The following is a 20,178-nucleotide window of genomic DNA, read 5'->3' on the forward strand; positions in this document are numbered from 1 at the left end:
GGTCGCCATCCGGGCAGGCCCGGCCGGCTAGACCGCCGCGGGCAGCGCGCGTCTCCCCGTGACGCCGAGCCCGACCGTCAGGACGGCCAGGAGGGTCACCTGGGTGAGACCCGTGATCAGGAACGGTCCGTACGCGTCGCTCAGGTCCATGAGCCGCACCGCCATGAGGAGCGCCGCCAGCATGGCCAGGGCGAGCCGCCACGGCGCGGACGACCTGCGGACCGCGCAGACCACCGCGCCCGCCGCCAGCGCCGACACGCCCAGCCCGACGGGGTCCGTCCACAGCTGCGGCCACGTCCCGAGGGCGGGGTCGGGCAGGAAGGCCCCCGCGACGCCGCCCGCCGCGAGCGGGGCCGCCGTCCGGTGCCACGGCAGCGTCACCGGCCGGGCGTCGCGATGGTGGCCCAGCAGCAGCGCGATCACCAGGACCGTCGTGAGGGTGAGCCACATGAACGTCTGCGGCCAGGGCGCGGGGACGACCGCGAGGCGGACGGCGGTGGATCCGGCGATGGGGACCAGGGCGAGGACCGCGATCCGGCCGGCCGTCCGGGAGTGGCCGCGCGCCAGCGTCGTGAACGCCACGACCCAGCAGCCCGACTCGACCGCGTCCAGCAGGAAGAGCAGCCGGTCGGCCGAGCGCGGCGCCCCGGTGAGCAGCTCGCCCGCCTGGTGGACCCCGGCGAGCATCGCGCCGCCTTGGTGGACCGCGGTGAGCACCGAGATCGCGGCGAGGAACGCCAGGCCGAGCAGGGCCATCAGACGCACCGCCGCACCCTGGGCGAACGCCCGTGGCGAGGCGTCCGGCCCGCCGAGCCGCAGCCGCACCGCCAGCGCGAGCACGCTGCCCACCTCGTCCCAGCGGGGGCGCGGGTTGTCCGCGTCGGGCGCGTGACCCGCCGCCTCCAGGAACGCCGCCGCCATCTCGTCCTCGCGCTCGCGCCGGTAGCTCTCCGGCAGCAGACGCAGCACGGCGCGGTAGCGCCGCTCCAGCAACTCGTCCTCGTTCATCCGATGCCTCCCGTACGGGCACACGGCGAGAAGGGAACCAGTGCCGCGACCAGCCGGGCGGCCGACCGGCCCTCGGACGCCGGGGCGCCGGCCCGGCGGGCGCGCGGCGGAAGGGAGAACACGGCCGGGGCGCCGGCCTGACGGGCGCGCAGACGGGCGGTCGCGGCCTCGGCGTTGGCGGCCAGCCGGGCGGCCTCGTCCTGGAGCGCGGCGGCGCCTTCGTCGGTCAGCCGGTAGTAGCGCCGCAGCCGCCCCTGCCGGATCTCCTCCCGGTCGAGCGCGACCAGGCCCTGCGCCGCCAGCCGGTCGAGCACCCCGTACAGGCTTCCGATCTTGAGCTGGACGCGGCCGCCGGAGATGCGCTCGACCTCCTGGACGATGCCGTAGCCGTGCTGCGGCTCGCCCGCCAGGGCGGTGAGCGCGAGGAACATGGGCTCGGTGATAGCCATGCCCCCGACTATATCTTGAGTGTCAAGATATAGGGTCGAAGCCGCCATAGGAGCGGTTGTAGAACACCAGCGGGCCGCCGTCGGCGTGGGTGTCGAGCTGCAGCACACGGGCCACCACGATGACGTGGTCACCTGCGGGATGTTCGGCCTCGACCCGGCAGTCGATCCAGGCCAGCGCGCCATCGAGCACCGGGTTTCCGGCGGGCGAATCCCTCCAGGTCAGGCCCGCGAACTTGTCTCCGCCGCGGGTGGCCATCTGGACACAGACGGCCCGCTGGTGTTCGGCCAGCATGTTCACGGTGATCACCTTGGCCGCCCGTAACAGGGGCCAGCTCGTGCTGCTGTACGCCACGCAGAACGCCACGAGCGGGGGGTCGAGCGAGACCGAGGTGAACGAGTTGGCCGCGAGTCCGCAGGGACCTCCGTCGCGGCCACGCGCGGTGAGGGCCACCACGCCGGTGGCGAAGCGGCCGAGGACCGAGCGGAACCTCTCGGGGTCCACGGGGTCGCTCGCGGGCGGGCGCGGCCTGCACAGCAGGGAGGCGAGCCGCCTCTCCTGGGTGAGTGCCTCACGCGTGTAGACCATGGCCGCCTCCTATTACCAAGCGCTTGCTTGGTAAGCTAGGCGGCTCACCCCGCCCCGTCAAGAGGTGATGCGCGGCCGGCCTCGTCCGGTCGTGCCGACGACACCGAACCCTGACCGCGGAGCAGGCGAGAACAACGTCACCCCGCACCGGTGAACCGTCACCGTGCCGCGAGGGCACAAGGCGCTGCCGTGGCGTGACAAGGCGGCTCCTGCCGGTAGAGGAAGCCCAGAAGCAGAGTAAGCCCAGAAAGCAGAGGAAGCCCGGAAAAGAGGACGCGCGCCCTGGCGGGCGTGGGGGACCCGCCAGGACGCGCTTCCTGCCCCGTGTGCGGCGGCCCAGGACTCCGGCGAGGGATGGAGTCCTAGACCGTGATGACGCGCACGGAGTTGGTGGGGGAGTGACCCTCTCGCGAGGACTCCGGGTGTCGGTCCACTGGTGGCGTTGCCGCCCGCCGTGCCGGCCGGGACGCTCCCGGTGCGCTGACGGGGGCGCTCCCCTCATGCCGGATGAGGGGCCCGTCTTGGCGCCGGACGCTCGGCTCGGTTAACACGGAAGGTGTGGAGCTGCCGTGTCGGACGCTCTGGCTGATGTGGTGGAACCCATGGCGAGGCAACCCGCAACGCAGTAAACGTGTTGCTTCGCAGGGGTCCCGCCAGGGCACGTACGGCATACTCGCGGCACCACCGGCCCTCACCCCCTCACCGGCCTTTCGATGGATTTGTACCAACGAATGGATGATGCGGCTGCGGATGCCGTCCGGTCAAGGGGAGATGGCCTGCTAGAACCAGATCGTCTAAATTGTTGGAACAAAAGGGGTGAAAGTGGCAAGGTCGGTGCTGTATCAGCAGGTGGCTTCGGAGCTGAGAAGGGCCATCTACTCCGGCATACTCGGCCCCGGAGCGCAGCTGCCGACCGAGGCGCAGCTCATGGAAGACCATGGGGTGAGCCGCAACACCGTCCGATTGGCCCTCGGTGAACTGGTGAATGAGGGGCTCGTCACGCGTACGCCACGGCGCGGCACGGTGGTCAGGGATCGCAGGCCGCTGCTCATGTACCCGCAGCGCGAGCTGGAGCCGCAGCCCTCCGGAGAGCTGCGTGAGGCCTTCGCCTACGCGGTCACGCAGGAAGGCCGCGCGCCCAGTCAGTACATAGAGGTTCTGACCGTATCTCCGGTGGAGGAGATCGCCAGCAGGCTGGAACTGTCCGACGGGGAACTCGCGGTGGTGCGGCGGCGCCTGCGGTTCGTGGACGGCCAGCCCTACAACACCAACGACTCCTACTTCCCCCGGGAACTGGTGGCCGACTCGGAGATCGCCCGGCCGGGCGACATCGAGCGCGGCGCCAACCGCGTCCTGGAGGAGCTGGGGCACGGGCAGGTCCGCGTGGTGGACGACATCTGGGCGCGGATGCCCAACCAGGAGGAGGCCGAGCGGCTCCAGCTGGAGCTCGGCACACCGGTGATGGTGTACGTCCGGGTCGGCTACGACCGTTCCGACACACCCGTGCGCGTCGCGGTGTCGGTGCTGCCCGCCGACAAACATCTGATCAGATACGAGCTCGATCGCCGCTGACAGAGCTCGGTTGGGGGTGATCCCGCCGGCCGCGGCACAGTGAGCCTGCCGTCTCGCTGGGCGCGGGGAGTGATAGCGCTCCCCATATTGCGATTTATCTGAACATTTCGGGCTATCGGATAAATCGGAACATAGGTCCCATCTCTGGACCGGCGTCCCATCCGTCGATCACGCTCAGTGTCCGCATGCCTGCACACTGCGATGAAAGGTGAATCATGCGCACGAACACCCTCCTGCATCCCCTCACCCTCCGCCGAGCCGAGCCCGGCGACCTGCGCGGAGTCCTCGACCTCCTGGCCGACACGGCGGGCTGGCTGCACTCCCGGGGCGTCCGTCAGTGGCCTCGCGAGGGCTTCGGCCCGGACCGCATCGTCCCGCTGATCGAGCAGCGCGTGCTGTTCCTGCTCCAGGACGAGCTGCGCGCGCTCGATCCCGACGGGCGGGGCGCCCCGGTCGCCACCATAGCCCTCGACCGGCACGCCGATCCGGAGTTCTGGACCGCGGCCGACGACCCCGGCGCCGCCCTGTACGTGCACAAGCTCGCGGTGGCGCGGTCCTGGTCGGGGAGTGGCCTGGGCGACGCGCTGCTCGACTGGGCGGGCGCGACCGCGTACGGGTCGGGGCTGCCGTGGCTGCGGCTCGACTGCGCCAAGCGCAACGAGGTGTTGCAGCGCTACTACCGGCGGCGCGGCTTCCGCCACGTGCGCACGGTCGATCTGCCGCACCGCGCCTCGGGCGCGCTGTTCCAGCGCCGGGCCGCCGACCCGGCGATCACGGCCTTCCGTGACCTCACGGCGGCCGAGTTGATCGTCGCCTGACGCCCGGGGGCGCGGGCTCCGGCCCGCGCCCCCGGCCGGGCGTGGAGGGCCTTGCGCGAACTGTCCACACTCTGTCGGTCAAAAGTGGTCACATTGGCCTATACCCTTCCGTCCATGACGGGATCCCTGCTCGAGGTCATCGCGCTCGGCGTGCGCGACGCCGTGGCCGCCGAACAGGGCGGCGCCGACCGCCTGGAGGTCGTCACCGGGATGGCGGCGGACGGGCTGACCCCGGCCCCCGAGACGGTCGCGGCCATCGCCGCCGAGTGCCCGCTGCCGCAGATGGTGATGCTCCGCTGCGACGACGGGTTCGCCGCGGGCGGCGACGTGCTGGACCGCCTGCGCCGCGACGCCCGCGAGCTGGCGCAGGCCGGCGCCGCCGGGTTCGTCTTCGGCTTCCTCGACGAGGCGGGCGCGGTCGACCTGGCCGCCACCGAGGCGCTCATCCACGCCGTCTCCCCGCTGCCGTGGACGTTCCACCGCGCCGTCGACCACGCGGCCGACGTGCAGGCGTCGTGGCGGGCCGTCCGGCTGCTGCCCAACCTGGCGACGGTGCTCACGTCCGGCTCCCCCCACGGTGTGGGAGACGGGCTGCCCACGCTCAAGGCCCGCGCCGACGCCGGCGACGGCTCCATCATCCTGGCGGGCGGCGGGCTCAGGCCCCGGCACGTGCCCGACCTGCTGGACTACGGCATCCGCGCCTTCCACGTGGGCTCGGCGGTCCGGCGCAGCTGGTCCGACCCGGTGGACGCGCAGCTCGTCCGCCGCTGGCGGTCCCTGATCGAACGCGACTGACCCGCCGCGACTGACCCGCCTCGCCTGACCCTCCATGACCGGCCCGCCGCGACCGGCCCGCCGCGGCCGGCCCGGGGCGTTCAGGGCAGCGCCGCGTCCGCCCGGCGCAGCGCCGCGACCAGCGTCCTGACGGTCGCCGGCTCGTCCATGACGCCGCCTTCCGCCGCACGCCGCTCCTCCCAGGCGCGCACCCGCTCCCGGTACGTGTCGTACCGCGCCAGATGGAAGGCGTAGACGGTGGCGAACCGGCTCACCAGGTGGGACGGATGCATGTCCCACCCCTGGTGGAACCCGTGCGCCAGGGAGTGGCGGACCAGCCCGGCGTGCCGCCGCCACAGCGCGCGCACGTCCGTGGCCGAGCCGGAGGCCGGGGAGGCGGCCAGCGACCCGTCCGACAGCTCCACGCCGGTGCCCGCGAACGCCGTCTGCATCACGTGACGCGCGTGGTCGCAGGCCGGATGGTCGAGCCGCTGCTCGTGCGGGGGCAGCCCGATCGCGGCGGTGTAGTCGAACACCCCGAAGTGCGCCGCCGCCAGCCGCCCGCCCAGCTCCTCGGCCAGCTCGGCGCGGAGGAACCGCACGGTCTGCGGCGCCTCCACCTGGATCTCGAACCGCAGTCCGGAGAGCCCGAGCGCCCCTTCCAACTGTTCCAGGAACGCGGCGAACTGCCCCAGATAGGGCTCCATCAGCACCTTGGGGAACGTCACCACGAATCCCTCGGGCAGTTCGCCGAGCCGTTCGACGAGCCCGGTGACGAACCCGTCGAGCGTCCGCACGGACCGCTCCGGGTCCCCGTCGGCGAACGACTTCACCCGCAGACCCCACCGGCGCGGCAGGGTGCCCGCAGCGCGCATCGCCGCCAGCGCCTCGACTGCCGCCTCGACGTGGCCGTCCTCCTCGCCGGGCCGCACCCCGTACCCGTCCTCGAAGTCGACCCGCAGGTCCTCGACCGGTTCGGTGGCGAGCTTGCGCAGCACCCGCTCGTGCGCGGCGGCCGACACGGGCTCCGGCACCCCGAACACCTCGGCCAGCTCCGCGGGCGTGGACAGGTGCGCCTTGGCCAGAGCGAGCGCCTCGTCGCCCCACGCGGTGACGGTGCCGGAGCCGAACCGGTCGGCGGGCACGTACACGGTGTGCACGGGCTGCCATCCGGGCTCGGCCGCCGGGTAACGGCTCCGCTGCATCCAGTGGACCTCGGGGAATCCGGGGACGGCGGACGGGACGGTGGTGCGCATGGGTTCCTCTCCGCGCCGTTCTCAGGGGCCGGTTCAGGGGCCGGTTCTCAGAGGCCGGTTCTCAGGGGCGGCAGGCCCGCAGCATCGCCTCCAGGCCGACCAGCTTGACCCGCTCGCCCCGGCCCAGCGACTTGGCCAGCTCGGCCTCGGCGGCCTCGATCGCCTGCCATTCGCCGTACGTCACCGGCCGGACCCCGCGCTCGGTCAGCAGCGCGTCGAGCCGCTTCAGGTCGCGCGGCGGCTGCCCGGACAGGTCGGACAGCAGCGTGCGGACGGTCTCGGCGGCGTCGGACTTGTTGGTGCCGATCACGCCGGTGGGGCCGCGCTTGAGCCAGCCGGCGACGTACTCGCGCTCGCGCACCCGCCCCGCCGCGTTAGGCACCGTCATCGTCTTCTCGGAGAACGGCACCCCCGGCAGCGGCACGCTCTGGTAGCCGACCGAGCGCAGCACCATGCCGACCGGCAGCGTCTCGTACTCGCCGGTGCCGACCACGCGGCCCTCCGGCGACAGACGGGTGCGCTCCAGCCTGAGGCCCTCCACCCGCTCGCTGCCCAGGATCTCCACCGGCCGCAGCCAGAAGCGCACGTCCAGGCGGCGCGGCCGGCCCGCAGGGTTCCGCTCCGACCATGAGCGCAGCACCTCGATGTTGCCCTTGATCTGGCGCGGGAAGTCGCCGCCGAGCACGACTGCCTCCTCCGGGCGCACGCACACGTCGGCGTTGGCCAGCTCGCCCAGCTCGCGCAGCTCCTTGAGGGTGAACTTGGCGTGCTCGGGCCCGCGGCGGCCGATCATGTGGATGGCCTTGACCTGGCTGCCGGCCAGCCGCTCCAGCACCTCGTGGGGCACGTCGGTGGCGCTCAGCTCCTCGGCGGTCTTGGCCAGGACGCGCACCACGTCGACGGCCACGTTGCCGACGCCGATCACCGCCACCTCGGAGCTGTCGAGAGTGAACCGCGACGGGTCCACGTCGGGATGCCCGCAGTACCAGTTGACGAAGTCGGTGGCGGCCACGCTGCCCGGCAGGTCCTCGCCGGGGATGCCGAGCCGCCGGTCGACCATCGCGCCGGTGCAGTAGACGACCGCGTCGTAGCAGGCCAGCAGGTCCTCGACGGTCAGGTGCTCGCCGAGGGTGACCCCGCCGAGGAAGCGCACCTCGGGCAGCTCCAGGACCCCGCGCAGGTAGTTGGCGATGGACTTGATCGACGTGTGGTCGGGCGCGACGCCGTATCTGACCAGCCCGTACGGGGTCGGCAGCCGTTCGAGTACGTCCACCTCCAAGGGCTCGCCGGACTGCTTGACCAGGGCCTCCGCCGTGTAGATCCCGGCGGGGCCGGATCCGATGACCGCCACGCGCAACGTCACGCCGCCTCCCTTGTTCCGGCGATTCTCCACCTCGGACGCACGTCCCACCAGAGGCGATCTGCCGGCGTGATCGATGTATCCCCGATCGGTCGTACGCATGAACCCGTCATCCCTGAATACCGCCCAACCATGACGTCTGTCGATATATCCGCTCAAATCGGGCCAAGAGAGCTCACTCCGGGGAGCGTCGCTACCCGGCGGCCCCGAGGGCTCTCGCCCGACGCCGCCCCTTGCGGAAACGCGCCCGTCCCGATCACAGTGTTGCCCGTGAGGCGAAAGCGCGCGCCGCGACGGGCGAAGGACGGCACACCGCTCGTCGCGGGGAACGACCTGCCGTCCGACGGCCCGATGCACTATGAGGCCTTCGGCAGGGTGATGGCCGCGCTGGCGACCGAGGCCGACTTCATCGAGTCCTGCCGCGACCTGACGTGGTGGCGCGGCGCCGACCTGAGCTGGCACGTCGAGTGGCGCGACGGCCCGTTCGCCGCCGAGGCCGCGGCGCTGCTCGCCGACCGCATGCCCGACCTGGTCGCCCCGGGAGCCAGCGGCGGGTCCACCGCCCTGCTCACCGTCATGGGCGTGCGGTTCGAGCTGCGCGCCGTCGACCCGATGGGCCGGGCCGGCGCACGCGCCCGCCCCGGCCTGTGGCGGCTGGCCGAGGCGCTCGACACCACCCGCCGCACCAACACCCGCCATCCGTGGGAGGAACTCCTCGGCGGCTGAGCGTCCCTTACTTCCGGTTAACCGAAATTTGCCTTTCTTGTACGGTCACATAATGTGGAGGTGGCTGTCAGTTGGCCTCTGCCAGGGGAAAGGGATGAAGACCAGCACGATCGACAACGACTACTTCGCCGAATTCGACCGGCGGCAGCGGGGCATCGAGATCCACCTGGTGGTGGCGTTCCTCGCCGGCCTGGCCGTGGGTCTTGCCGGCATGCTCGGCGCCGGCCGGATCCCGGGCTGGCTGAGCCAGATCCACGACCCGTACGCCTACCTCGCGCTGACCGTGGCCGTCGGGGCCACCGCCTCCGGGTTCGGCTGGGCGCTGCTGACCACCTTCCTGGCAGTGGTGGCGACCGTGGTGGCCGTCATGGGCGGCGGCGCGCTGCGCGGCAGCCTCGATCCGGCCCTGCTGGGCGGCACCACCGCCGGGCTCTACTGGACCGTCACGCTGCTGGTCGGGGTCGGGCTGCTCGCCTACGTGACCCGCAGGAGCGACCGGTGGGGCGACCTGGCGGCCGGGGCCATCGGCGCCGTCCTGGTGATCGACCTGGCGGGCCGGGCGACGCAGGGCTTCGCCGGGGCGCACCTCTGGCCGCTGCCCGCCTCGTTCGTGGTCGCGCTGGCGGCGGTCGGCGTGCTCCTGCTGCGGCGGACGGCGCCGGCGCGGGCGCGCACCCTGGCGATCTCCGCCGTGGCGGCCGGGACGTTCATCCTGGGGCTGACGGTCCTGCCGGCGTGATAAGCACGCGCGTACGCCTCGTCGGAATCGATAGCCTGTAACCCTTCACAGCCGGTTTCGAGCAAGGAGTAGTCGTGTTGCTGCGCATGTCGTCGTTGTTTCTTCGCACCCTGCGGGACGACCCGGCAGACGCGGAAGTGCCGAGCCACAAGCTCCTCGTTCGCGCCGGATACGTCCGCCGGGTAGCGCCCGGAATCTACTCCTGGCTGCCCCTGGGCAAGATCGTCCTGGAGAACATCACCCGCGTCGTCCGCGAGGAGATGAACCGGATGGGCGCCCAGGAGGTGCTCTTCCCCGCGCTGCTGCCCCGCGAGTACTACGAGGCCACCGGCCGCTGGACCGAGTACGGTGACACGCTCTTCCGCCTGCACGACCGCAAGGGCGCCGACTACCTGCTCGGCCCCACCCACGAGGAGCTCTTCACCGACATGGTCAAGGGCGAATACTCCTCCTACAAGGACTATCCGGTCACCCTCTATCAGATCCAGACCAAATACCGCGACGAGGCCAGGCCCCGGGCCGGCATCCTGCGTGGCCGCGAGTTCCTCATGAAGGACTCCTACTCCTTCGACCTCGACGACGACGGCCTCAAGCGCTCCTACGAGCAGCACCGCGAGGCCTACATCCGCACCTTCGACCGGCTCGGCATCCGCTACAAGATCGTGTTCGCCACGTCGGGTGCGATGGGCGGCTCGGCCTCGGAGGAGTTCCTGGCGCCGACGCCCACCGGCGAGGACACGTTCGTGGCCTGCCACGCGTGCGGCTACGCCGCCAACGCCGAGGCCGTCACCACCACCGCGCCCGCCGCCCGCCCCCTCGACGGGCTGCCCGCTCAGCGCGTCATGGACACCCCCGGCACCCCGACGATCGAGTCGCTGGTCTCGTACGTCAACGAGCACCACGGGCTGTCGATCACCGCCGCCGACACGCTCAAGAACGTCGTCGTCAAGGTCTCCACGCCCGGCTCCGACGTGGTCGAGACCGTGGTCATCGGCGTGCCCGGCGACCGCGAGGTCGACTTCAAGCGGCTGGAGGCCGCGCTGGCGCCCGGCGAGCCCGCCATCTTCGAGGCCGACGACTTCGCCGCCAACCCCGGCCTGGTCCGCGGCTACATCGGCCCGCAGGTGCTGCGCGAGCTCGGCATCCGCTACCTCGTCGACCCTCGCGTCGTCACCGGCACCGCCTGGGTGACCGGCGCCAACGAGCCCGGCAAGCACGCCGCCGACGTCGTCGCGGGCCGCGACTTCGAGCCCGACGGCACGATCGAGGCGGCCGAGGTGCGGGCCGGCGACCCCTGCCCCCGCTGCGGCTCGGCGCTGTCCATCGACCGCGGCATCGAGATCGGCCACATCTTCCAGCTCGGCCGCAAGTACGCCGACGCCGCCGGGCTCGACGCGCTCGGCCCCGACGGCAAGCCGGTCCGCGTCACCATGGGCTCCTACGGCATCGGCGTCTCCCGCGCGGTCGCGGTGATCGCCGAGCAGGCCCACGACGAGCTGGGCCTGGTCTGGCCCCGCGAGGTCGCGCCCGCCGACGTCCACATCGTCGGCACCGGCAAGGACCGCCAGGTCGAGGCCGCGCTGGAGCTGGCGGCGGAGCTGGAGTCCCGCGGCCTGCGGGTGCTCGTCGACGACCGGCCCCAGGTGTCGCCCGGGGTGAAGTTCAAGGACGCCGAGCTGCTGGGCCTGCCGACGATCGTGGTGATCGGCCGCGGCCTGGCCCAGGGCGTGATCGAGCTGCGCGACCGGGTGACCGGCGAGAAGCGGGAGATCCCGCTCTCGGAGGCCGCCGACCAGATCGTCGCCGCCTGCGAGTCCTGACAAAGGTGGTGAATCACCGCCCCGGTTTGACGGGGCGGTGAGGGGCTGTAACGCTCGGTCCGGTGAAGCCACATGTCGAACTGAAAGACTTCTGGGAGCGGCGCCTCCAGTCCGACTGGACCGAGAGCGGCGTCGGCTACAAGGCCCTCGGCAGGGCGTTCAACATCTGGATGTACCGCGTGCGTGCCGAGGGTTTCCGCCGCGAGGTCACCACCCTCGGTCTCAACCTGCCGAAGTGCCGGATCCTCGACGTCGGCTCCGGCACCGGCTTCTACGTCCGCCAGTGGCGGGCGCTGGGGGCCGGGTCCATCACCGGCAGCGACCTCACCGACGCGGCGGTCGAGCGCCTGCGCGGACGCTTCCCCGACGACACGTTCCTGCGGCTCGACATCGCCGACCCCGGCGACCGCCTGGAGGACGCCGCCTATGACGCGGCGTCGGCGATGGACATGCTCTTCCACATCACCGACGACACGCGCTACCGCGCCGCCCTGCACAACATCGGCAGGGCGGTCAAGCCCGGCGGCGTCCTCATCCTGTCGGAGAACTTCCTGCACCGGCCCGAGCAGCGCTCCGACTACCAGGTCAACCACACCCTCCCGTGGATCACCGCCGCCCTCGACGAGGCCGGGTTCGAGGTGCTGCGCCGCGTCCCCATGCTCGTCCTGATGAACGCGCAGGTGGACGCCCACCCGATCTGGCGCAAACTGTGGGGCGGGTTCCTGCGCGCGGTCACGCTGACCGAGATCACGGGCTGGCTGGCCGGAGCCCTGCTCTATCCGCTCGAACGCCGCCTGGTCCGGGTGCTGCGCGAGAGCCCGACCACCGAGGTCATGATCTGCCGCCGACGCTGACCCGCGCCCGGGCCCGATCCCTGAAGGCCAGCACGCCCATGGCCGCGAACCAGGCGTGCACCTCGACGATCCCCAGGCGCTGCACCAGCCCGGCGACTCCGTCCTCGGCCCCGCCTGGAGTGGGCTCGAACGTCACGAAGAACAGCACGAGCAGCACGAGCGTGAGCGGGCCGCCCGCCAGCAGCCACGTGCCGAACCGTCGCCATCCCGGCAGCCGGCGGAAGTGTCTCCCGGCCACCAGGAAGCCGATCACCGGGGTGCCGATGGCCAGCACGTAGCCGAGGGTGTGCGGCAGCATCCGCTCCAGGGTGAACACCCCGCAGAGCGCCTGGCCCACGCCGCTGAGCCCGAGCAGCGCCGCGCAGGTCCGGCTGCCTGGCCCCGCGGCGACCCTGAAGACGCCGGCCACCCCGATGGCCAGCATCAGGCCGGTGACGACGAACGCGGCGTTCATGTACGGCCCGGTGACGCCGAGGCCGAGCCCGCTGACGGGCTGGCTGACGGGCGAGTAGCCGGCGAACCGGTGGCCGAAGAGCGTGTAGCCGGGGCTGATCAGGCCGAGCGTGAGCCAGGACAGCGTGAACAGCGCGGGCCCGGCGACCGCCCCCAGGGCCAGCCGGCGGGCGGTTAACGAGTAAGCGGGACGGAACATGACAGAACTCCTCCAGTGAGTGACACGTCCCACGGGGAGGAGTCCGGCTACCCTTGCGGTTGCCGACCTCGTGCGCCGGGTTCCGTTCCCGCGGGATCTGATACGAGGCCAGACCCCGGTCGAGGTGTTCCCGCACCTCGACCGGGATCCTCCCGGCCGGTCAGCCCTGCTGACCACCTCCGTCCGGGTCCCACGCGGCGTGCGCCCGCGCCCATGCGCGGCCCCAGCCGGTCTCGGGGTCGGTGACCCGCCGTACGAACCGCTCGACGAAGGCCACCTCGGCCTCCAGCAGCGCGAGGCGGTACTCCTCCTCGACCACGAACAGCTCCGGCAGCCCGGCGGCCACCGTGTCCTCGATCAGGGCGGTGATCTCCGCGCGCTGCTCCGCGAGCCGGTCCAGCCGCCTGCGCAGCAGCTCCACGACCCGGTCGGGCCGCAGCGCCCCGATCAGCGACAGCGCGGCCACGAATCCGGGGTACTCGTGCCTGGGCTGCTCGACCAGCTCGCTCAGCCAGTCGGCCAGCTCCCGCCGCCCCTCGTCCGTGAGCTCGTAGACGGTGCGCTCCGGCAGCTGCCCCTGCCTGCTCGTGCCGACCTCGGCGATGAGCCCGGCGCGGGCCAGCTGCCCGACGACCATGTAGAGGGACCCGTGGGTGTACTTGATGCTGCGGGCGTCGCCGTGCTCGCGCAGGGTCCGGCCCAGCTCGTACGGGTGCATCGGACGCCGGCTCAGGTAGGACAGGACGGCCAGCGCCAGCAGGTTGCCCACTTTGCGCTTCTCCGCCACCCCGGCCTCCCTTGGTCGAAACCAACTATCCGGTGTCGAGTAGTCGATGTCAACTAGTCGCCAGGTGCTCGGGATCCCATCTGCTGCCGGGAGGTGGTTCAGCCGCCCGGGGACGGGGTGGGCGACGGAGAGGCGGGAGCGGGGGCGGGCAGGCCGGGGAAGGCCGTGGCCGGGCCCGGACGGAAGGAGTGGCCCCGGATGACCGCCTCCTGCACGGCCACCGCGGCGTACCGCCGCAGGGCGGTGTCGGTGGCCGCCACCAGCTCCAGATAGGACGCGGTCAGCCCGGTCTCCACGTGCGCCGCCAGCCGGGCGGCCGCGGCCCCGCCGGACGGGATGGACGGCAGCGCGTAGGAGGGCTGGGGCTCGGCGGGCTGCCCGCCGCGGGCGGTGATGAGACGGCGCAGCTCGTCCCTGCGGTCGCGGTGGGCGTCGAAGGCGCGGGTGAGCCGCGCGCGCAGGGAGCCGGAGGTGCGCGCCCCCAGCACCCCGTACGCGAAGACCGCGGCGTGCTCGGCCGCGAGCGCCTTGCGGAGCTTCTCCACGTCGCCCGGGTCGGCCGGGCCGCTCGCGGGCGGTGGTGCGGGCGGTGGTGCGGGCGGCCTGACGGCGGTCGCGGCGTGCAGGACCTCGCAGGCCCCGATGCTCGCCACGAGCTGGGCCAGGGCGGGCGCCACCCCGGCGAGCTGGCCGGGCCGCCGCGCCGCCGCCTGGCGCTCCAGGACCCGCAGCCGCGAGGGCGTCATCGCGGGGGTCGCCGTGGGAGTGGCGGCGGGTGTCGCCGTGGGGGTGCCGGACGAGGCGGCGGACGTCGCGGGGGCGGGGGAGCCGGACGCCCGCAGCCCCGGGTAGCGCCGCCGCAGCTCGGCCAGGTGCGCCTGGTGATGGGCGCGGCGGGCGGCGAGCTGGTCGTCGCCCCCGGCGTCGACCAGCGCGGAGTAGAGCGCGATCGTCCGCTCCTTGTCGGCGATGAGCGTGCGGGCCAGCGCCTGCTCGGGGGTGTCGCGTACCGGCTTGGGATCGGGCGGCGCGCTGCAGCCCGCGAGCGCCGCGGCGGCCCCGGCTGCCAGCAGGGCTCGCCTGGAGAGGTGAGGCTGGCGCACGAGCAGGGACCTTTCACTGTTACGGACCGCAGACAGCATCGTAAGGGCTCGTACCGCCACACGCGGTCAGGCGCGACCGTAGCCGGGCAGGCCGCTCGCCGGCGGGAAGATCCACTCGTGACGGTACGAATCCCCCCGCCTTCAGCCGGGGAGGGAGGCCGAACAGATAGGGTGTCAACAGCCAGTGGCGAGGTCCGCCCGGCTGTGACTCGACAATAGGGGAGGTCGGTATGGGCAGCGCGTCACCCCGCGACCACCTGATGAAGCTCCTGGAGCCCGTGGTCGCCGCGGAGGGCCTCGACCTGGAGGACGTGACGGTCACCCAGGCCGGCAGGCGCCGGCTGCTGCGGGTGGTCGTCGACCGTGACGGCGGCGTGAGCCTCGACCACGTGGCCGACGTGAGCCAGGCCGTCTCGGCGGCGCTCGACGAGGACGACGCGATGGGCGCCGCTCCCTATACGCTCGAGGTGTCATCGCCCGGCGTGGACCGTCCGCTGACCGAGCCGCGCCACTGGAGGCGCGCCGCGAGACGGCTGGTCAAGGCGGAGCTGCGAGACGGCGGCGTGATCGAGGGCAGGGTGCTGTCGGCCGACGACACCGGGGTGGACCTCGACGTCGCCGGAGCCGCCCGCAGGCTCGACTATCAGGACCTGGCCCGTGGGCGGGTGCAGGTGGAGTTCCGCCGCATCGACGACGACGTCGACGGCGACGAGGGCTAAGGGGGAGCCTCGTGGACATCGACATGAGCGTCCTGCGCAGCCTGGAGCGGGAGAAGGACATCTCCTTCGACCTGGTCGTCAAGGCGATCGAGGACGCGCTGCTGATCGCCTACTTCCGCACCGAGGGCGCCGCCGCCAAGGCGCGCGCCGAGCTGGACAAGGCGACCGGCCACGTCACGATCTGGGCGGCCGAGCTCGACGAGGACGGCGAGATCGTGCGCGAGTACGACGACACTCCGGGCAACTTCAGCCGGATCGCGGCCACCACGGCCAAACAGGTGATCCTGCAGCAGTTGCGCGACGCCGAGGACGAGATCAACTTCGGCGAGTACGCCAGCCGCGAGGGCGAGCTGGTCTCCGGCGTGATCCAGCAGGGCAAGGACCCTCGGGTGGTGCTGGTCGACCTGGGCAAGATCGAAGCCGTGCTGCCCGCCCACGAGCAGGTGCCGGGCGAGGAATACACCCACGGCGAGCGCATCCGTGCCTTCGTGGTGCAGGTGAAGAAGGGTCACAAGGGCCCGTCGGTCACCCTCTCGCGCACCCATCCGGGGCTGGTGAAGAAGCTGTTCGCGCTGGAGGTGCCGGAGATCGCCGACGGCACGGTCGAGATCGCCGCGGTGGCGCGCGAGGCCGGCCACCGCACCAAGATCGCCGTACGGTCCCGCAAGGCCGGCGTCAACCCCAAGGGCGCCTGCATCGGCCCGATGGGGTCACGGGTGCGCAACGTGATGGCCGAGCTCCACGGCGAGAAGATCGACATCATCGACTGGTCCGAGGATCCCGGAGAGTTCGTCGGGAATGCCCTGTCGCCCGCGCGTGTTTCCCATGTCGAGGTTCTCGATCTCGAAGGGCGGGCGGCGCGGGTGATCGTTCCTGACTACCAGCTTTCGCTGGCCATCGGTAAGGAAGGGCAGAATGCCCGGCTTGCCAATCGGCTGACAGGCTGGCGGATCGACATCCGTCCTGACACTCAGCCAGAGGATGCCGCCGGTTCCGTAGATGCGTCGACACGGTAATCTGGAATATGGTTGCCACGCGGCCCCACAGCGCACCTGTGTGGGCTGCAGGGTTCGCACGGATAAGTCCGAGCTGCTCCGACTGGTGCTGGTCGAGGACCAGGTGGTCCCCGACCTGCGCGGACGGCTTCCTGGCAGGGGTGCATCGCTGCACCCGTCCATGAGTTGTCTGGAGCTTGCCGAGCGTCGCCGGGCGTTCTCGCGCGCGTTTCGCGTGCCGGGGCCGCTCGACGTCTCGCGCGTGCGGGCGCACCTTGAAGGAGAACCACGAAATGTCATGTAGGACGCCGAGTTGATGGGGCGGAGTCAGATTGCTATGAGCGCCTGATGAGCACGCGGCGATGAAGACGTCAAGGTAGCGACGGTCCGGACGGCACAGCCAGCCTCCCGGGCCGAGTTAGGGAGTGCAGTGGCGAAGGTCCGGGTATACGAGCTCGCTAAGGAGTTCGGCGTAGAGAGCAAGGTCGTCATGGCCAAGCTCCAGGAGATGGGAGAGTTCGTCCGTTCGGCGTCCTCCACCATCGAGGCGCCGGTGGTCCGCAGGCTCACCGAAGCTCTGGGTGTGTCGAAGGGCGCACCCTCGAAGGGCGGCGGTTCGCCGTCCCACAAGCCGCAGCCGCCGAAGGCTGCTCCCCGGCCGGCTGACAGCCAGGCCGGAAACGGCGCCCAGCAGGCGCCGATCCCCTCACCTCCGCGTCCCGGGCCCAAGCCCGGTCCGCGTCCAGGCCCCGCGGGCGGCGGCACGCCGCGTCCGCCGGCGCCGCAGCAGCAACAGCCGCCGCAGCCCCCGCAGCAGCAGCCCGAGGCCGCCCGTGGCGAGACCTCCAGTGCTCCGCAGGCGCGGTTCGAGACCGGTCAGCGGCCGACACCCGGCCCGCGTCCCGGTCCGGCGGCCCGTCCGGGCCCGAAGCCCGGCCCGGCGGCCCCGCGTTCCGGCGGCCAGCCCGGCGGCGGTTCCGCCCAGGCCCCGCGCACCGGCGCGCCGGCCGGCGGCGGCCCGCGGCCCGGACCCAAGCCGGGCCCGCGTGGCCCGCGTCCGGGCAACAACCCGTTCTCGTCCAACGCGAGCGGCATGGGCCAGGCGCGCCCGCGTCCCGGTGGCAACCGCGAGGGCGGGGGCTCCGGCCCGCGCGAGCGCCGCGACGGTCCGCCGCGTGACGGCGCGATCCCGCGTCCGCCGCAGGGCCGCGGCGACCGGCCCACGCCCGGTCCGCGTCCCGGCCCGCCCGGTGCGGCGGGTCCGCGTCCGGGTCCCGGCGCCGGTGGCCCGCGTCCCGGTCCCGGTGCGGGCGGTCCGCGTCCCGGTGGGCCGCGTCCCAACCCGATGATGATGCCGCAGGGCCGTCCGGCCGGTCCCGGTGGCGGCGGTGGCCGTCCCGGTGGTCCCGGCGGCGGTGGCGGTCGTCCTGGCGGCGGCGGCGGTCGCCCCGGTGGCGGTGGCGGTCGTCCCGGCGGTGGCGGCGGCGGTTTCGCCGGTCGTCCCGGCGGCGGTGGCCAGCGCACGGGCACCGGTGGTCCCGGCGGCGGTGGCGGCGGTTTCGCCGGTCGTCCCGGCGGCGGTGGCCGTGGCCGCGGTGGCGGCACGGCGGGCGCCTTCGGTCGTCCCGGCGGCCGTCCGGCCCGTGGCCGCAAGTCCAAGCGTCAGAGGCGCCAGGAGTTCGACAACATGTCGGCGCCGGCGATCGGCGGTGTGCAGGTCGCGCGCGGCAACGGCGCGACGATCCGGCTCCCGCGCGGCGCGTCGCTGTCCGACTTCGCCGACCGCATCGGCGCGCACCCCGCGTCGCTGGTGCAGATCATGCTGCACCTCGGCGAGATGGTGACGGCCACGCAGTCGGTCAACGAGGAGACGCTGCAGCTGCTCGGCGCCGAGCTGGACTACAACATCCAGGTCGTCAGCCCCGAGGAGGAGGACCGCGAGCTTCTCGAGGCCTTCGACATCGAGTTCGGCGAGGACGAGGGCGACGAGGCCGACCTGGCCGCGCGGCCCCCGGTCGTCACCGTCATGGGCCACGTCGACCACGGTAAGACCAAGCTGCTCGACGCGATCCGCAAGACCAACATCGCGGCGCGCGAGGCGGGTGGCATCACCCAGCACATCGGCGCCTACCAGGTCACCACCGAGCACGAGGGCGAAGACCGCAAGGTCACCTTCATCGACACCCCGGGTCACGAGGCGTTCACCGCCATGCGTGCCCGAGGCGCGAAGTCCACGGACATCGCGGTGCTGGTGGTCGCGGCCGACGACGGCGTGAAGCCGCAGACGATCGAGGCGCTCAACCACGCGCAGGCGGCCGACGTGCCGATCGTGGTCGCGGTCAACAAGGTCGACAAGGAGGGCGCCGACCCCAGCAAGGTCAGGGCCCAGCTCACCGAGTACGGCCTGGTGGCCGAGGAGTACGGCGGCTCGACGCTGTTCGTCGACATCTCCGCGCTCAAGGGCCAGGGCATCGACAACCTGCTCGAGGCCATCCTGCTGACCGCGGACGCCGAGCTCGACCTGCGGGCCAACCCGACGATGGACGCGCAGGGCATCGCGATCGAGGCCAACCTCGACAAGGGGCGCGGCCCCGTCGCGACGGTCCTGGTCCAGCGGGGCACGCTCCGCGTCGGCGACTCGATCGTCTGTGGCGAGGCCTACGGCCGCGTCCGGGCGATGCTCGACGACACCGGCGAGCCGGTGGAGGAGGCCACCCCGTCGCGTCCCGTCCTGGTGATGGGTCTGACGGCGGTGCCGAGCGCCGGTGACAACTTCATCGTGGTCGCCGACGACCGGATGGCCCGGCAGATCGCCCAGCAGCGCGCGGCGCGCAAGCGCAGCGCCGACATGGCGAAGTCGAGCCGCAGGCGCACCCTCGAAGAGCTGTTCAGCGACCTGGAGAAGGGTCGCGTCGACGAGCTCAAGCTCATCATCAAGGGTGACGTGTCCGGTTCGGTGGAGGCGCTGGAGGACGCGCTGCTCAAGATCGATGTCGGCGACGAGGTCAGGCTCCGTGTCCTGCACCGCGCCGTCGGTGCGATCACCGAGTACGACGTCAACCTCGCCGTCGCCGACGACAACGCGGTCATCATCGGCTTCAACGTGCGTCCCGAGCCGCGGGCGCGCGACCTGGCCGAGCGCGAGGGCGTCGACATCCGCTACTACTCGGTCATCTACCAGGCGATCGAGGAGATCGAGGCGGCGCTCAAGGGCATGCTCAAGCCCGAGTTCGAAGAGGTCCAGATGGGCACGGCGGAGGTCCGCGAGGTCTTCAAGGTGCCGAAGATCGGCAACGTCGCCGGTTCTCTGGTCCGCTCGGGCGTGATCACCCGCAACAGCAAGGCCAGGCTGATCCGCGACGGCGTCGTCATCGCGGACAACCTGACCGTGTCGTCGCTGCGCCGGTTCAAGGAGGACGCGACCGAGGTCCGCGAGGGCTTCGAGTGCGGCATCGGCGTCGGCTACAACGACATCAGGATCGAGGACGTCATCGAGACGTTCGAGATGCGGGAGAAGCCGCGGGCCTGACCCGTGGCCGGGCGCCCGGCGGGTCATCCGCCGGGCGCCTTACGCGCGCCTGGGCCGGTCCTCCGCCGCACCGGCCCGGCGTGCGCTCGACACCAGTGCAAGCGGCGGCTGCCAACGATGTATGTGGGTGCCCTGACCCTGGACATCCTGCTCGGCGACGTGCGTTCGCTGAAGCAGAAACGATCTGTCGTGCGTCCCCTGGTCGCCGAATTGCGGCGGCGCTTTCCCGCCGTGGCCGTGGCCGAGGTCGGCCATCTCGACCTCCACAGGAGGGCGGAGGTCGGCATCGCGGTGATCTCCGCCTCTGCGGGTAACTGCAAAGAGGTGATGGACTCCTGCGAGCGGCTGGTGGCCTTTCGCCCCGAGATCGAGCTTCTGTCCGCCAGGCAGCGGCTCTACAACGACGAAGACTGAACGACTGCGCGACCGCC

The 20,178-nt window shown here is 72.2% G+C and carries 20 protein-coding genes; 12 read left to right on the forward strand and 8 right to left on the reverse strand.

Annotated elements, in window-relative coordinates; genetic code table 11:
* Positions 1 to 27: 27 nt before the first annotated feature.
* The 3 genes from ACQEUU_RS12040 to ACQEUU_RS12050 are packed head-to-tail and all read right to left on the reverse strand — an operon-like array spanning position 28 to position 2,043.
* Entirely contained in the window at positions 28 to 1,008 is a 981-nt protein-coding gene (locus ACQEUU_RS12040) for a hypothetical protein (RefSeq protein ID WP_433064305.1), read from the reverse strand.
* Positions 1,005 to 1,457, reverse strand: coding sequence for a PadR family transcriptional regulator (locus ACQEUU_RS12045; protein WP_433064308.1), 453 nt, complete (start codon positions 1,455 to 1,457; stop codon positions 1,005 to 1,007). The genes ACQEUU_RS12040 and ACQEUU_RS12045 overlap by 4 nt, the downstream gene beginning before the upstream one ends.
* Before the next feature lie 22 nt (positions 1,458 to 1,479).
* Positions 1,480 to 2,043: a flavin reductase family protein gene (locus ACQEUU_RS12050; protein WP_433064311.1), complete on the reverse strand. Its 564-nt coding sequence runs from the start codon at positions 2,041 to 2,043 to the stop codon at positions 1,480 to 1,482.
* An 822-nt stretch (positions 2,044 to 2,865) separates the two neighbouring features.
* Between ACQEUU_RS12050 and ACQEUU_RS12055 the strand changes: the two genes are divergently transcribed.
* From ACQEUU_RS12055 to ACQEUU_RS12065, 3 genes are all read left to right on the forward strand, one after another.
* The gene (locus ACQEUU_RS12055) at positions 2,866 to 3,615 is read left to right on the forward strand and encodes a GntR family transcriptional regulator (protein WP_433064314.1); all 750 of its coding nucleotides are present in this window, start codon (positions 2,866 to 2,868) and stop codon (positions 3,613 to 3,615) included.
* 215 nt (positions 3,616 to 3,830) lie between these two features.
* Positions 3,831 to 4,433 (forward strand): GNAT family N-acetyltransferase, encoded by a 603-nt coding sequence (locus tag ACQEUU_RS12060; RefSeq protein WP_433064317.1) that lies wholly within the window; start codon positions 3,831 to 3,833, stop codon positions 4,431 to 4,433.
* A 114-nt stretch (positions 4,434 to 4,547) separates the two neighbouring features.
* Positions 4,548 to 5,228 (forward strand): copper homeostasis protein CutC, encoded by a 681-nt coding sequence (locus tag ACQEUU_RS12065; RefSeq protein ID WP_433064319.1) that lies wholly within the window; start codon positions 4,548 to 4,550, stop codon positions 5,226 to 5,228.
* Positions 5,229 to 5,308: 80 nt separating this feature from the next.
* Here the strand turns inward: ACQEUU_RS12065 and ACQEUU_RS12070 are convergent, their stop codons facing one another.
* Together ACQEUU_RS12070 and ACQEUU_RS12075 are read right to left on the reverse strand one after the other, a co-directional pair.
* Positions 5,309 to 6,463 carry a DUF6986 family protein gene (locus tag ACQEUU_RS12070; RefSeq protein WP_433064322.1) on the reverse strand — a complete coding sequence of 385 codons (1,155 nt, stop codon included), beginning with the start codon at positions 6,461 to 6,463 and terminating at the stop codon, positions 5,309 to 5,311.
* A 61-nt stretch (positions 6,464 to 6,524) separates the two neighbouring features.
* Positions 6,525 to 7,826 carry an FAD-dependent oxidoreductase gene (locus tag ACQEUU_RS12075; protein WP_433064324.1) on the reverse strand — a complete coding sequence of 434 codons (1,302 nt, stop codon included), beginning with the start codon at positions 7,824 to 7,826 and terminating at the stop codon, positions 6,525 to 6,527.
* A 267-nt stretch (positions 7,827 to 8,093) separates the two neighbouring features.
* Here ACQEUU_RS12075 and ACQEUU_RS12080 point away from each other — a divergent pair, with 267 nt between their 5' ends.
* The 4 genes from ACQEUU_RS12080 to ACQEUU_RS12095 all read left to right on the forward strand — a co-directional run bounded on the left by ACQEUU_RS12080 (position 8,094) and on the right by ACQEUU_RS12095 (position 11,962).
* On the forward strand, positions 8,094 to 8,549 hold the full coding sequence (locus tag ACQEUU_RS12080; RefSeq protein ID WP_433064327.1) for a hypothetical protein: 456 nt from the start codon (positions 8,094 to 8,096) through the stop codon (positions 8,547 to 8,549).
* Between the two features lie 94 nt (positions 8,550 to 8,643).
* Entirely contained in the window at positions 8,644 to 9,288 is a 645-nt protein-coding gene (locus tag ACQEUU_RS12085; protein WP_433064330.1) for a hypothetical protein, read from the forward strand.
* A gap of 74 nt (positions 9,289 to 9,362) precedes the next feature.
* A complete protein-coding gene (locus tag ACQEUU_RS12090) occupies positions 9,363 to 11,108 on the forward strand; it encodes a proline--tRNA ligase (RefSeq protein ID WP_433064332.1) in 1,746 nt (581 codons plus the stop codon).
* Positions 11,109 to 11,170: 62 nt separating this feature from the next.
* The gene (locus tag ACQEUU_RS12095) at positions 11,171 to 11,962 is read left to right on the forward strand and encodes a class I SAM-dependent DNA methyltransferase (RefSeq protein ID WP_433064334.1); all 792 of its coding nucleotides are present in this window, start codon (positions 11,171 to 11,173) and stop codon (positions 11,960 to 11,962) included.
* Here the strand turns inward: ACQEUU_RS12095 and ACQEUU_RS12100 are convergent.
* The 3 genes from ACQEUU_RS12100 to ACQEUU_RS12110 form a co-directional block, all read right to left on the reverse strand.
* Complete coding sequence (locus tag ACQEUU_RS12100; protein ID WP_433064337.1) at positions 11,940 to 12,614, reverse strand: DUF998 domain-containing protein; 675 nt, start codon at positions 12,612 to 12,614, stop codon at positions 11,940 to 11,942. The two genes, ACQEUU_RS12095 and ACQEUU_RS12100, sit on opposite strands and share 23 nt — an antisense overlap.
* Positions 12,615 to 12,774: 160 nt before the next feature.
* A complete protein-coding gene (locus tag ACQEUU_RS12105) occupies positions 12,775 to 13,401 on the reverse strand; it encodes a PadR family transcriptional regulator (protein ID WP_433064340.1) in 627 nt (208 codons plus the stop codon).
* 98 nt (positions 13,402 to 13,499) lie between these two features.
* Positions 13,500 to 14,504 carry a ferritin-like domain-containing protein gene (locus ACQEUU_RS12110; RefSeq protein ID WP_433064343.1) on the reverse strand — a complete coding sequence of 335 codons (1,005 nt, stop codon included), beginning with the start codon at positions 14,502 to 14,504 and terminating at the stop codon, positions 13,500 to 13,502.
* A gap of 230 nt (positions 14,505 to 14,734) precedes the next feature.
* On the opposite strand from ACQEUU_RS12110, the gene rimP reads away from it, so the two are divergent.
* From rimP to ACQEUU_RS12135, 5 genes are all read left to right on the forward strand, one after another.
* Positions 14,735 to 15,223, forward strand: a complete 489-nt coding sequence (rimP, locus tag ACQEUU_RS12115) for a ribosome maturation factor RimP (RefSeq protein ID WP_433064346.1) — start codon at positions 14,735 to 14,737, stop codon at positions 15,221 to 15,223.
* Between the two features lie 11 nt (positions 15,224 to 15,234).
* A complete protein-coding gene (gene nusA / locus ACQEUU_RS12120; RefSeq protein ID WP_433064348.1) occupies positions 15,235 to 16,239 on the forward strand; it encodes a transcription termination factor NusA in 1,005 nt (334 codons plus the stop codon).
* Positions 16,223 to 16,522, forward strand: a complete 300-nt coding sequence (locus tag ACQEUU_RS12125; protein WP_433064351.1) for a YlxR family protein — start codon at positions 16,223 to 16,225, stop codon at positions 16,520 to 16,522. Before nusA ends, ACQEUU_RS12125 begins: the two co-directional genes overlap by 17 nt.
* Before the next feature lie 126 nt (positions 16,523 to 16,648).
* On the forward strand, positions 16,649 to 19,747 hold the full coding sequence (gene infB, locus ACQEUU_RS12130) for a translation initiation factor IF-2 (protein ID WP_433064354.1): 3,099 nt from the start codon (positions 16,649 to 16,651) through the stop codon (positions 19,745 to 19,747).
* A 117-nt stretch (positions 19,748 to 19,864) separates the two neighbouring features.
* Positions 19,865 to 20,161 carry a DUF503 domain-containing protein gene (locus tag ACQEUU_RS12135; protein ID WP_270154672.1) on the forward strand — a complete coding sequence of 99 codons (297 nt, stop codon included), beginning with the start codon at positions 19,865 to 19,867 and terminating at the stop codon, positions 20,159 to 20,161.
* Positions 20,162 to 20,178: the final 17 nt, after the last annotated feature.

The sequence above is a fragment of the Nonomuraea sp. CA-218870 genome (assembly GCF_050936535.1).
Classification (GTDB): Bacteria; Actinomycetota; Actinomycetes; order Streptosporangiales; family Streptosporangiaceae; genus Nonomuraea; species Nonomuraea corallina.